Here is a 12,537-nt window from a genome sequence, read left to right as displayed (position 1 = left end):
GGGAAATTAGAGAATTAGAAAATTTGGAAATTAGCAAATTTGTTAATTTGCTAATTATTCTTACCTTTGCCCAAAATATGCAACAAAAAAGATGAACAAACTAAATAGGATACTGTTGCTTTTCGCTCTTCACTTTTCGCTCTTTACTTTTGCTCAAGAGAATAACGATGATGGAATGATAAGCACCCCACAAACGGCTACTGCTACCGATACGGAGGCAGACCTGCACTACCTCGAAGACCAATTTTACTTTGGTCTTACTTATGACTATTTGGCTGGTAAAGCAAATAACGTGGTGCAACACAACCTTTCAAGGGGGATTCACGTAGGTTTTATTCGCGACCTGCCTATGAACAAAGCGCGTAATATAGGCTTTGGGGTGGGCATAGGCTATGCTTACGATTTGGTGTACAACAATATGGTGGCTAACAAAACGGTTTCGGGCGTGAGCTATGAGATAGTAGAACGTTTCAGCGACCGGAACATCACTCGTAATTTCTTCGAGACGCATTCGGTAGAAATACCCGTAGAGTTTCGCTTTCGCACCTCTACCCCTTACAGTCATAAGTTTTGGCGCGTGTATACAGGAGCGCGTTTTGCCTATATCTTCAACAGTAGAAGTTTGTACACTGCCGATGGTGTTTCGATAGCTTTCCAGAACTCCGATATAGCTCATACGTTTCAGGTAAAGCCTTTTATTGCCTTTGGGTATAACGCCTTGAACTTCTATGTGCAGTACAATCTTACCCCTTTGCTGAAAGACGCTAAAACTACTGATGGCACGAGCCTCAAATCGAATGTGTTACAATTAGGATTACTTTTTTATATTTTATAATGGACGACCTAATTACACGTTGGCGACTCATCTTGGGTCAGGATTTGAATGCTTTGGGTGAGGTATCGCTCAATGAGCAACAATCGCTGATGGACGCCACGCTGGCTGCCCTCTACGACGATACCGAAGGCAACGGTAATAATGGAGGCAAACGCTCGGCAGGCTTAGGCAGTTCGTCACCCAACTTAGCTAAGTGGCTCACCGATGTGCGCTCGTTCTTTCCTCCCGATGTGGTAAGTGTGATTCAAAGCGATGCCATTGAGCGCAAAGGACTCACCAAACTACTATTTGAACCTGAAACCCTTAAAAACGTAAAGCCCGATATCTCTATGGTGGGCACTTTGATGGCACTCAAAGGGCAAATACCTGCCAAATCTAAAAATACCGCACGCGAATTGGTGAAAGAGGTAGTTGATGAGATTATGAAGCGTATGGAGCAAGACCTACGCCGCGCTGTTACCGGTGCGCTCAACAAAAAAGCGCATACGCCTATTGCCAACTTCTCGTCGACCGACTGGAAGCGCACAATTCAGCGCAACCTCAAGAACTACGATACCGCTACCAAGCGACTTATTCCTGAAAAGTTCTATTTTTTTGAACGCACCCAGCGCCAAAAGAGCTGGACAGTGATTTTGGACATCGACCAGAGTGGTTCGATGTGTGATTCGATTATATATTCGTCAGTAATGGGGTCTATCTTTGCGAGTATGCCAGCCCTTGATACGCACGTGGTAGTGTTTGATACAGAAGTAACCGACCTTACGGAAGTCTGTCGTGAAGACCCTGTGGATATGCTTTTTGGGGTACAGTTAGGAGGAGGGACAGATATTAATAAATCGGTGGCGTATTGCCAAACACTTATTGAGAATCCGCGCAAAACGATGTTTATTCTTATTTCTGACCTTTATGAAGGAGGTGTACGCGCTGGACTCTTGCGTCGCCTAAACGAGATGCACCAAGAAGGTGTAAAGGTATTGGTGCTCTTAGCCCTTTCTGACGGCGGTCGTCCTGATTACGATGAGAAACTTGGTAAAGAAATCAGCAAACTCGGCATCGCCTGCTTTGCCTGTACTCCTGACCGCCTTCCCGAACTCGTAGAGAACGCCCTCAAAGGGAATGACCTAAAGAAATTTGAGAGAGCAAGTCGCACAGATAAGGAAGTGTAATAGCACTTTTGTGCTACCTATGAACTAAAAGAAGACCCTAAACAGAGTACTACGGGTGTTTTTAAAGGAAAGCTATTCGTTAAATGGTATGTAGATAACAAAAACCGATTTTTGTATGACTATATAGATGACGATTTAGACGGTGGAGCTGTCGAATTTATGCCTACTGAAAAATATTACGAATATGGTTAGAAAAACTATACTCCTTAAACTTAACACAAATCAAGATTGAGATTGACTTATTAAGGGCGAATTGCAATTCGCCCCTACAGATTGGAGATAAAAGATTGATTATAAAAATAGGAGAAGATAAAGAAATACAGAGGGATAAAACTGAAATAAATACAACTTTTTACTATTCACTTTTAACATTTAACTCAATGAAAAAACATTCAAAAGTTTGGAACGAAACTAAAACACACGACGCTTGGTCGATATTTAAAATAATGGGAGAATTTGTACACGGCTATGAGCAGATGAGCTCCATAGGGCCTTGTGTATGTATTTTTGGTTCGGCACGTATTAAGCCTGAAACACCTTATTACGAACTCACTGTGCGTATTGCCCAAAAGATAGTAGATGAGGGCTTCGGTATTATAACCGGCGGTGGGCCTGGTATTATGGAGGCGGGCAACAAAGGTGCGCACCTGAACAAAGGTGTATCGGCAGGACTGAATATTGATTTGCCTTTCGAGCAGACGAATAACTCTTATATCGACCACGATAAGAATATCAAATTCAACTACTTCTTTGCGCGTAAGGTGATGTTTGTAAAGTATTCTAAGGCATTTGTAGCAATGCCTGGGGGCTTTGGTACCCTCGATGAACTCTTCGAGACCCTCACTCTCGTACAAACTTATAAAATAGACAAAATTCCTATTATTTTAGTTGGTACAGATTATTGGAGCGGACTTGTAGACTGGATAAAGAAGATATTATTAGAGAAATTTAATAATATTAGTGCTGAGGATTTGGATTTGTTTCACTTAGTAGATACTGAAGACGAAGTGATTAAAGTCATTGAAGATTTCTACAACAACAAACAACAGTTAAAACCAAATTTTTAGAAAATATTCCCTATATTTGCACTTTAAAAACAGTGACTATGAAGAAGTTTATCTCTTTATTACTTTTTAGCTTTTACTTGTTACCTGTTACTTTAACGGCACAACAAGGCGGTATGTGGATTCCTTCGCTTTTGGAAGGTATGAACGCCAGAGAAATGAAGTCCTTAGGTATGAAAATGTCGGTGAGTGATATTTATAGCGTCAATAAGTCGAGCTTGAAAGACGCCGTGCCTCATTTCAATGGAGGCTGTACTGCCGAAATGATTTCGGATAAAGGGCTACTGCTCACTAATCACCATTGTGGCTACGGACAGATACAGGCGCATTCCTCAGTGCAAAACGATTATCTTACCGATGGTTTTTGGGCTAAAAATCTATCGGAAGAGTTGCCTAACAAGAATTTAGAAGTTACTTTTATTGTACGTATTGAAGATGTTACCCAAAAAGTACTTGCCGATACTCAAAACCTAAGTAGTGAGAGCGTTCGCGCCTCTCAGATAGAACGCAATATTGCCTCTTTGGTGAAAAACTCGCCTAAAGAAGCGTGGCAAGAGAATCGGGTTCGTGCTTTCTACGAGGGCAATCAGTATATCCTTTTTGTAGTAGAAACTTTTAAAGATGTGCGTTTAGTAGGTGCACCGCCTTCGGCTATAGGCAAATTTGGTTCGGATACCGATAATTGGGTATGGCCTCGCCATACGGGGGACTTCTCGCTTTTCCGTGTATACGCCGATAAAAACAACCGTCCCGCAACCTACTCCAAAGACAACGTGCCCTATCGCCCCAAACACTTCTTTCCTATCTCGTTAAAAGGGGTGAAAGCGGGCGATTTTACAATGGTCTTCGGTTATCCAGGTCGTACTGAAGAATATTTACCTGCTGTAGCAGTGGAACAAATTGTGAATGTACTGAATCCTGCTAAGATAGGCATTCGCGATGTGGTGCTCAAAGTGCAAGACGGCTTTATGCGCAACAGCAACGAAATAAAAATAAAATACGCCTCTAAATACGCCAGCGTTGCCAACTATTGGAAAAAGTGGATAGGAGAAACACAAGGTTTGAAAAAATCGGATGCGGTAGCTATCAAACGCGCTCAAGAACAGAAATTTCAAAAAGAGATAGAAAAAGCAGGTAAAACTGCTGAATATGGTTATATTTTACCTCAGTTTACTGAGAAATATGCTCAAATACAAGACTATGCTTTGGCAGTAGACCTCTTTTCGGAGTTGGTACAGCGCAATATCGACTTGCTGGCAAATGGCTATAAAATCCTTCAACTGCAAAATGCGCTGCACGAGAAAGGAACACAATCGTTCAACGACCGCAAGAAGAACCTTTTAAACAACTTTGAAACGGTATTTAAAAACTACGATGTGAATGTAGATAAAGCCGTATTTGAAAAAGCGGTAGTGTATTATGCTCAGGCGATGCCTAAAACCCTACTCTCGCCTAACTTACAGCAGTTTGAGATACACACACTGGCTGACAAACTCTATAAAGAGTCGTTTTTGGCTTCTAAAACCGAAATGGAAAAAGTACTCAACTTACCCGATGAAGCTTTTGAAAGGCGCCTCAAAAATGACATAGGCGTACAATTTGTACAGCAAATTGTCGCTCATTTCTACGGAGCTGTAGTGCCTACTTACCGACAGTTGGACAGCGAGATTACCGCCTTACAACGTACTTATATGAAGGCTATCTTGGAGTTCTCGAAACCTCAAGACCGCATTTTTCCTGATGCCAATAGCACTTTGCGCGTTACTTATGGCAAGGTAGCGGGTTACTCACCTTCGGATGCTGTAACCTATGATTATATGACTTATTTAGACGGTGTAATGGAGAAATACGTGCCTAACGACTACGAATTTAATGTGCCCGCCAAACTGCGCGAGCTCTATGAGAAAAAAGACTATGGTATTTACGGCAAAAACGGCAAGATGCCTGTGTGTTTTATAGCAACCAATCACACCACGGGAGGCAACTCAGGCAGTCCTGCGATAGACGCACAAGGTAACCTTATCGGTCTCAATTTCGACCGCGTGTGGGAAGGTACAATGAGCGATATCCACTATGACCCTAAAATATGTCGTAATATTATGGTAGATATTCGCTATGTGCTGTTTATCATTGATAAATACGCCGGAGCAGGGTATTTGCTAAATGAGATGAAGATAGTGAAATAATGGTTAATGATGAGTTGAAAACTCTGCCGAAGACTTTCTCTTACTGAAAAAGAAGATTGAAAAATTACCCTAAAAATACAGGTGAATATCAATCTAAAGAAAACGCACTCATCGATAAAGGCAAGAGCTTCTATTATTACAAAGTAGGAAATAAAGAAATTGTAGCTATGTATATTCCACATCTTTGAGCAACCAACTTCGATTATCAAACAGGTGTATAATGAATTAAAAGAAGCTTTTAATTTGTAAAACGGCTTGTTGTGTTACGAAAAAAAACTCCAGTACAGTCTGTCACTATACTGGAGTTTCTTTATATTTTGCCTGTGAGACTCACACTTACAGCTCTTTTCTGAGGCGTGCTACAGGTATATCCATTTGTTCGCGGTATTTGGCGATAGTACGGCGTGCAATGGGGTAACCTTTCTCTTTCAGGAGCTGAGCCAATTCATCATCGGGGAGGGGTTTACTCTTGTCTTCCTTAGCGATAATATGTTGTAATATCTGCTTGATTTCACGAGTAGAAACGTCTTCTCCTTGGTCGTTTTTCATAGATTCCGAAAAGAAATCTTTAATGAGTTTTGTACCGTAAGGGGTGGTTACATATTTACTGCTCGCTACCCGCGACACGGTAGAGATGTCCATACCCACCTTATCGGCAATATCTTTGAGAATAAGCGGTTTTATTTTCAGCTCATCACCTGTGAGGAAGTACTCGCGTTGGTGCTCCATAATGGCGTTCATCGTGATGAGGAGCGTTTGTTGTCGCTGACGAATGGCATCTATAAACCACTTAGCCGAATCCAACTTCTGTTTGATAAAGAACACTGCTTCTTTTTGTGAATTGCTCTTTTCCTTACTCTTCTTATAAGTGTCGAGCATAGTGCTATATTCCTTAGAAACGTGTAGTTCAGGAGCATTGCGTCCGTTGAGAGAGAGTTCCAACTCGTTATCTACCACTTTTACCGTAAAATCGGGGATAATTTGCTCTATATGCACATTGTTGCCCACGTAGGAACTTCCAGGTTTAGGGTTTAAGCGTTCCACCTCTTGCACCGCTTCCTTCAGTTGTTCTTCAGTTACCAAAAAGCGCTGTTGCAGTTTGGTATAATGCTTTTTAGTGAATGCTTCAAAGGCTTCGGTAAGCATTTCGATTGCCAAGCTTATAGCAGGGGTTTGTTTTTTGCGGCGCAGTTGTATGAGCAAGCACTCTTGCAAGTCTGATGCGCCTACCCCTGCAGGGTCTAATTGAAATATAATCTGTTGGCGTATTTGTTCTACGTGATCTTCTTCGGTATAGATGTTTTGGGTGAAAGCGAGATCGTCGGTAAGGTCTTGAATAGAGCGACGTATATAGCCTGTATCGTCTATGCTACCCACGAGGAACTCAGCAATGAGGTAATCTTCATCCGAGAGGGTAAAGGTGTTCAATTGGTTGATAAGGGATTGGTGAAACGACACCTCGGCACTGAAAGGAATATCGTGATCTTCATCGTCGTCGCTGTAGTTATTAGCGTGCAGACGGTAGTCGGGTATTTCGTCATCACTGAGGTATTCATCGATGTTGATATCGTTCATATCAATCACATCGTTATCGTTATATTCATCGGTAGAGTTGTCGAACTCATCGTGAAACTCATCAAGGGCATCTTCTTCGCGTCCTGATTCTAAAGCGGGGTTTTCTTCCATCTCTTGTTTCACGCGTTGTTCAAACGCAAGAGTGGGGAGTTGCACGAGTTTCATCAGCTGTATTTGCTGAGGTGAGAGTTTCTGTGAGAGTTTAAGTTGTAAATTCTGTTTGAGCATTTCTTATGAGATAGGGCGCAAAGGTACGAAAATTATTTCTTTTTTATAATCCCCTTGACAATATGTCTTATTTTTTGTTTTTTCTTACGGGTGTGATAGCTTCTGTTAACGTAAAAGAGAAGCCCTGCCAATCCTATAAAAATAACACCTAAAACAATTCCTAAATAAAGGGAAGATAAAAAAGTATTGAGATATAAAATCACTACACAAACAATTAAATTGATGAGTGCTAATAGTACACTTGCTTGCGAATGCGACAGTTTCATATAGTCAATCATCACGTGGTGGATATGACTGCGGTCGGCTTTAAAAGGTTGTCCGTGACGCAATAGACGAGTGGTGAACACGCGGGTAGTATCAAAAAAAGGAATGAAAATAATTGCAAGAAGAACCCATATTTTATTTGTGGGGTGTATAATAGCACTTTCTAAGGCTTCAGTGTTTAGAGCAAAGAATTTAATAGCGAGAACTGCGATGAGAAAACCTGCAATCATAGAGCCTGTATCTCCCATAAAAACGCGTTTCCTTACCGATAGATTATAGCGTAAAAAGGCTAATAAAAAACCTATACATAGGATTGATAACAGGAAGTAGTAGTACAGTTGAGCATCGTAGAAAACGTAGGCAAAAATGCCAAAAATCACAATACCTACCATTGCAGCTGAGCCGTTAATGCCATCAATAAGATTGTAAGAGTTTACAATCATCATCATCATACCACAGCTCATAAAAATAGAAAGCCAATATGGAATGTCAGTAATGCCTAAGAAATTATCAAGAGTAGTGATTTTAAGCCCAGTCCCTAAGAAAAGCATCAGGGTAGCTATAATTTGACCTATAATCTTAGTACTAGGATTTACACCTACGAGGTCATCTTTTAAGCCAACGAAAAAGAGTACACCTACACCAGATAAGATGTTAATACCTACATTGTCATTATCGAAAAAACGGAGTAAAAAGAGAGTAAAAACTAAACTTACGAAGAAAGAAAAACCTCCTAAGGTAGGTGTTTTTTCTTTATGTGAACTACGTGCATTAGGTTTATCCATTAGGTTTTTGTACTTTGACACGTAAATAATACTTGGCAAAGAAAAGTATGCTACTCCCAAAGAGAGTAGAAAAACGCATATGGTAGTAAACCCTAAATTTTCTGAAAAGAAAGTAGTTATCATATTATAAAGGCAATATTTTGGTGCAAAATTAATAAATATACTTTAAACGAGCAAGAAGAATACTGTTAGTTATTTACAATAGGTCAAGTACATCAAAATTAAACCTCAAAGAACCAATGTTTATAGTATCTAATTTGCATTATTGTTTTAGTGGTTCACATCTATGCTTCGCTACTCCAGCGATGTTTTTCACGTCCCACTGTATAGTCTGCACAAAAGGTTTTTCTCTAAAGGGACAGTCGATAGCGCATATTTCGCAAGAAAAAGGCTTGCAATAGTCTAAGTGAAAGTTGAATTCTATCGTTCTATCTACTTTTTCTGCTAATAGGTGAATTACCTTTTCCATTTCTTGATGAGCTTCTTTTAGCGAATAGTAGTAAGGCAGGGTGATATGGGCATCAATGTGCAGGTGTGCCCCAAACTGCTGAATGCGCATATTGTGAATGTCTATCCACTCGATTTTACGGTTAGCTTGCAGTATTTTTACTATTTCGGCAAAGAGCGCTTCATCGCGTTCATCCATAATACCGCTGAGGGCTTTGCGCACTATCTTCCAACCTATTACTATGATATAACTACCAAAACCAATAGCGATTAGAGGGTCGAGCCATAACCAACCGGTGAAATGCACCAATAGTAAACTGAATACAATTGCCGAAGTCGCAAAAGTATCCGATTGCAGATGTTTGCCCGCACTCATCAGCACTAACGAGTTTTCTTTCTTTCCCTTTTGATAAGAAATATACCCCATAGCATAATTCACTATGGCGGTAGACCCGAAAAGGGCAATCCCCCAGCCTAATTTATCGAGATGTATTCCCTTTATGAGTGACGAAAAGGCTTCGATGAGAATAAGTACCCCAGCGATAGCGATGAGCATTCCCTCAATGCCAGCGGTAACAAACTCTACCTTGCCGTGTCCATAAGGGTGGTCGGTATCGCGAGGTTTGTTGCAAAGGTATAGCGAATAGAGCCCCATAAAGGCGGCAATAATATTCACAATGCTCTCCATCGTATCCGAAAAAATAGCGTTAGAATTGGTAATGTACCACGCTATCAACTTCACGATGAAGAGCAATACTCCTATAAAAGTAACGAACTTCTGAAACTGAAAACTTTTCACCCTCTAATTTCTGATTTCTACTTCCTAACTTCTAAACTCTAACCTCCGCTGCCTCCAACAAGAAATTGTGCATATCGGTATTGCGCATAAAAGGTTTAAGTCGCTCGCTACCTGGCCCATACATTGCCAATTCGGTGTAATCCGATGAGTGATCCATACTTATCCAGCCTACCGAAGTATGTGCTTTTTGTATTTCGGCAAACAATCGGTAAGGCAGGTGTTTGTAGTTGTACAAGCCATCTTCTTTTCTTTCGGTTTTAGCGTAATAGCCTAAGAGTTCTTTAGCTTGTTCCTCACTGATGTTCATTCCACCACAGTATTGAGCTACGTGCTCACGCACTTTGGCTACCGAGTCGTTAGAGTTGATTTGTTGCAATATCCAGTCGTTAGAATGGGTGAAGTTTTGCAATCTGTCAAAGTTGTCATTACATTCTTTGCCGTAGATGAGTCCAGGGTTGGCATTGCCGTGGTCGGAAGTAAGCACTACAAGAGTGTTGCCATCAGCTTTTGCAAAATCGAGGGCTACTTTTATAGCCTCGTCAAAAGCTACCTGGTCGTACAGCAAAGCCCCTATATCATTGCCGTGTGCCGCCCAGTCTACTTTACCACCTTCCACTTGTATTACAAAGCCGTTAGGGTGACTTTTAAGTTGGTCGATAGCCTTAGCAGTCATCTCGGCAAGGGTAGGCGATTTAGCTTGTTCTTCACTGCTTTGAGCGCGGTCGATAGAGTAGGGGAGGGCATCTTCAGCAAAGAGCCCATAGAGAGGTTTATTAGTAGGTGCTTTCAGCATTTCACCGCGAGTGCGAGCTACCGTATAACCTTTCTTTTTGAGAACAGCAAAGAGGTCTTTTTTATCCTTACGATGGGCAGGGTCAAAGTATTTGCTACCGCCGCCTAACATCACATCAAAGCCTAATTCGGTGTAGTTGAGGGCTATCTCGTCCATAGCATTCCGACTCTTACTCCACGTACAGAAGCCTGCCGGAGTGGCGTGATTTACCATTACGGTAGTGATACACCCCACTTTCTTGCCTGCTTTTTTGAACTTTTGTAAGATAGGCATATTCTCTTTGCCATCTGGACTGATATTTAGGCTACCGTTCTTTACACGTACTCCACCGCCCCAAGACGAACTCGCTGCTGAGGAGTCGGTGACTACTGAACTTGCCGATGCCATATCCATTACGGCGCGCTGTGCGAGGTTACTTTCGTACAATCCTATCCAGCTGGAAGGGCGACCGAATTTGCGTTTTAGGTACAGGTCAGCCATTACCAAAGTGCCGAAACTCATACCGTCACTCACCATAAAGATGATGTTTTTAGTGCGTTTGTTTTTATGGGCTTCCCCAAGGGTTTGCGCTTGTAAATCGAATGAAGGAAGTACTAAGCCTCCTAAAGCTGCTAAAGCCCCACGTTTAAAAAATGCTCTTCTTTTCATATCTTGTTAATTGTTAATTATCAATTGTTAATTGTTAAAGCATTCCACCCTTTCGCTATAATCGGTATAAACTGTCCCGCACGAGTGATGAGGTTTACCCCTTCACTTTTATCGGTGATGTAACCTATGACCGTGAAATTGGGATTGCCTTTTATCTTATCGTAATCTGCTTGGGCAATAGTAAACAGCAGTTCGTAATCTTCGCCTCCGCTCAAGGCTATGGTAGTGCTATCTAAATTGAACTCCTCACAAGTACTAATCACTTGTGGGTCAAGCGGTATTTTGTCTTCATATAACCTACAACCTACCCCCGATTGTTTGCAAATGTGCAAGAGCTCTGACGACAATCCGTCGCTTACATCCATCATAGCAGTAGGTTTTACACCTAATTGTTTGAGCAGTGGTGGAATGTCCTTGCGGGCTTCGGGTTTGAGCTGGCGTTCCAAAATGTAAGAATACATCTCTATATCGGGTTGAGAGTTAGGGTTTACCTGAAAGACCGCCTTTTCACGTTCCAATATCTGCAAACCCATATAGGCACCCCCTATATCGCCCGTGAGTACCACAAGGTCGTTAGGTTGCGCTCCGTTGCGATATACTAAGTCCGATGCTTCCGCTTCACCTATCGCCGTTACCGAGATGATGAGTCCGCGTGTAGACGAGGTCGTGTCGCCTCCTACTAAGTCTACCTTATAATGCTCGCAGGCTAGGCGAATGCCTGCATAGAGTTCTTCTAAGGCTTCTAACGGAAAGCGATTGGATACAGCTATTGATACGGTTATCTGGGTAGCCGTAGCGTTCATCGCATAGATATCCGACACGTTCACTACTACCGACTTGTACCCTAAATGCTTCAGCGGTACATAGCTGAGGTCGAAATGTACACCTTCAATAAGCAGGTCGGTAGAGACGACAGTTCGCTTATTTTTAAAATCCATTACCGCCGCATCGTCGCCTACGCCTTTAAGAGTGGAAGGATTGTGGATTTCAAATCCCTCCGTCAGGCGGTCGATGAGTCCAAATTCACCCAAATCGGCTAATGAGGTACGGTGAGGCGTTTTATCTTCTATCATTTAGCAAAATAGTTTAAAGCAATTACCACCCCAAGGTGCATTCCCTCGTGAGTATTGTTAAAATGTATCGCATCTTCAATGCAGGTAAGCGCATAGCCATAGCTGGTAGTGTAAGGAGTAAAATTAGAGAATACTCCACGCTCGTAGTCGGCTTGCAGTTGTTTTTGGCTGCTGATGAGCAGACTGCGCAATTCTTGAATTTCCTCAGCGGTAGGAATGTGTCCATCGGGATAAGTACCTTTTTTATAAGTATCTACAAAAGTTTCGGGTACAACAAAATTGAGTCCTGATAGTTTGTAGCAGAGTATTTGTTGTTGCGCCACGCAGTGAGCGATGTTCCACCAGATGTTATTGTGAAACCCTGTGGGGATTTGCGCTAATTGTTCAGGACTTACATTCTCCAAATAAGTTAAAAGATTGTTGCGGGTTGCCACGTGTAAGGCAAATACTTGTTCTGTCATATAGTTGTTAGTTTTTTGTCGTTAGTTATTATCATTAGAGTCAATCGAGAGTAAGGGAATTAATGTATTGTTTCACTGTAAATTATATAACTCGCCTATAATGATTATCGCCAATTCCTCCTTTCGAGGGTTATCAGCAATTGTCAACTAAGTGAATTATAGAGTAGGTTTCTTTTGATTTTCCGTCATATTCCCTCCTAGTGCCTATGGCCT

Annotated in this window: 11 protein-coding genes; 5 read left to right on the top strand and 6 right to left on the bottom strand. The window is 41.7% G+C overall.

All coding sequences use genetic code 11. The features are described 5' to 3' along the window. The first annotated feature begins 91 nt into the window (after positions 1 to 91). From HMPREF9078_RS02900 to HMPREF9078_RS12280, 5 genes are all read left to right on the top strand, one after another. Positions 92 to 835, top strand: a complete 744-nt coding sequence (locus HMPREF9078_RS02900; protein WP_009419241.1) for a porin family protein — start codon at positions 92 to 94, stop codon at positions 833 to 835. Next, the gene (locus HMPREF9078_RS02895) at positions 835 to 2,001 is read left to right on the top strand and encodes a VWA domain-containing protein (protein ID WP_009419240.1); all 1,167 of its coding nucleotides are present in this window, start codon (positions 835 to 837) and stop codon (positions 1,999 to 2,001) included. The genes HMPREF9078_RS02900 and HMPREF9078_RS02895 overlap by 1 nt, the downstream gene beginning before the upstream one ends. A gap of 380 nt (positions 2,002 to 2,381) precedes the next feature. Continuing rightward, the gene (locus HMPREF9078_RS02890) at positions 2,382 to 3,068 is read left to right on the top strand and encodes a TIGR00730 family Rossman fold protein (protein WP_009410398.1); all 687 of its coding nucleotides are present in this window, start codon (positions 2,382 to 2,384) and stop codon (positions 3,066 to 3,068) included. A gap of 38 nt (positions 3,069 to 3,106) precedes the next feature. After that, positions 3,107 to 5,251 carry a S46 family peptidase gene (locus HMPREF9078_RS02885; protein WP_009419238.1) on the top strand — a complete coding sequence of 715 codons (2,145 nt, stop codon included), beginning with the start codon at positions 3,107 to 3,109 and terminating at the stop codon, positions 5,249 to 5,251. A 56-nt stretch (positions 5,252 to 5,307) separates the two neighbouring features. Further along, the gene (locus HMPREF9078_RS12280) at positions 5,308 to 5,439 is read left to right on the top strand and encodes a hypothetical protein (protein ID WP_009419237.1); all 132 of its coding nucleotides are present in this window, start codon (positions 5,308 to 5,310) and stop codon (positions 5,437 to 5,439) included. A gap of 148 nt (positions 5,440 to 5,587) precedes the next feature. On the opposite strand, the gene rpoN is transcribed toward HMPREF9078_RS12280, so the two are convergent. The 6 genes from rpoN to HMPREF9078_RS02855 all read right to left on the bottom strand — a co-directional run bounded on the left by rpoN (position 5,588) and on the right by HMPREF9078_RS02855 (position 12,324). Next, on the bottom strand, positions 5,588 to 7,054 hold the full coding sequence (rpoN, locus tag HMPREF9078_RS02880) for an RNA polymerase factor sigma-54 (protein ID WP_009419236.1): 1,467 nt from the start codon (positions 7,052 to 7,054) through the stop codon (positions 5,588 to 5,590). 32 nt (positions 7,055 to 7,086) lie between these two features. Beyond that, the gene (locus HMPREF9078_RS02875) at positions 7,087 to 8,226 is read right to left on the bottom strand and encodes a glycosyltransferase family 4 protein (RefSeq protein WP_009419235.1); all 1,140 of its coding nucleotides are present in this window, start codon (positions 8,224 to 8,226) and stop codon (positions 7,087 to 7,089) included. A 139-nt stretch (positions 8,227 to 8,365) separates the two neighbouring features. Further along, positions 8,366 to 9,349 carry a cation diffusion facilitator family transporter gene (locus tag HMPREF9078_RS02870; protein ID WP_009419234.1) on the bottom strand — a complete coding sequence of 328 codons (984 nt, stop codon included), beginning with the start codon at positions 9,347 to 9,349 and terminating at the stop codon, positions 8,366 to 8,368. Positions 9,350 to 9,380: 31 nt separating this feature from the next. Beyond that, positions 9,381 to 10,790: an alkaline phosphatase gene (locus tag HMPREF9078_RS02865; protein WP_009419233.1), complete on the bottom strand. Its 1,410-nt coding sequence runs from the start codon at positions 10,788 to 10,790 to the stop codon at positions 9,381 to 9,383. A 20-nt stretch (positions 10,791 to 10,810) separates the two neighbouring features. Next, positions 10,811 to 11,863 carry a thiamine-phosphate kinase gene (thiL, locus tag HMPREF9078_RS02860; RefSeq protein ID WP_009419232.1) on the bottom strand — a complete coding sequence of 351 codons (1,053 nt, stop codon included), beginning with the start codon at positions 11,861 to 11,863 and terminating at the stop codon, positions 10,811 to 10,813. After that, complete coding sequence (locus HMPREF9078_RS02855) at positions 11,860 to 12,324, bottom strand: DinB family protein (protein ID WP_009419231.1); 465 nt, start codon at positions 12,322 to 12,324, stop codon at positions 11,860 to 11,862. Before HMPREF9078_RS02855 ends, thiL begins: the two co-directional genes overlap by 4 nt. Positions 12,325 to 12,537 lie beyond the last annotated feature (213 nt).

The sequence above is a fragment of the Capnocytophaga sp. oral taxon 380 str. F0488 genome, from assembly GCF_000318255.2.
In the GTDB taxonomy this organism is placed as follows: Bacteria; Bacteroidota; Bacteroidia; order Flavobacteriales; family Flavobacteriaceae; genus Capnocytophaga; species Capnocytophaga ochracea.
The sequence above is the reverse complement of the archived record's forward strand: the minus strand, read 5'-3'. Positions and strand labels throughout refer to the sequence as shown.

Excerpts from the sequence above, each read along its gene's own strand:
- HMPREF9078_RS02890 (WP_009410398.1), top strand. The coding sequence starts at position 2,382 with ATGAAAAAACATTCAAAAGTTTGGAACGAAACTAAAACACACGACGCT.
- HMPREF9078_RS02875 (WP_009419235.1), bottom strand. The coding sequence starts at position 8,226 with ATGATAACTACTTTCTTTTCAGAAAATTTAGGGTTTACTACCATATGC.
- HMPREF9078_RS02895 (WP_009419240.1), top strand. The coding sequence starts at position 835 with ATGGACGACCTAATTACACGTTGGCGACTCATCTTGGGTCAGGATTTG.
- thiL (WP_009419232.1), bottom strand. The coding sequence starts at position 11,863 with ATGATAGAAGATAAAACGCCTCACCGTACCTCATTAGCCGATTTGGGT.
- HMPREF9078_RS02885 (WP_009419238.1), top strand. The coding sequence starts at position 3,107 with ATGAAGAAGTTTATCTCTTTATTACTTTTTAGCTTTTACTTGTTACCT.
- rpoN (WP_009419236.1), bottom strand. The coding sequence starts at position 7,054 with ATGCTCAAACAGAATTTACAACTTAAACTCTCACAGAAACTCTCACCT.
- HMPREF9078_RS02865 (WP_009419233.1), bottom strand. The coding sequence starts at position 10,790 with ATGAAAAGAAGAGCATTTTTTAAACGTGGGGCTTTAGCAGCTTTAGGA.
- HMPREF9078_RS02900 (WP_009419241.1), top strand. The coding sequence starts at position 92 with ATGAACAAACTAAATAGGATACTGTTGCTTTTCGCTCTTCACTTTTCG.
- HMPREF9078_RS02855 (WP_009419231.1), bottom strand. The coding sequence starts at position 12,324 with ATGACAGAACAAGTATTTGCCTTACACGTGGCAACCCGCAACAATCTT.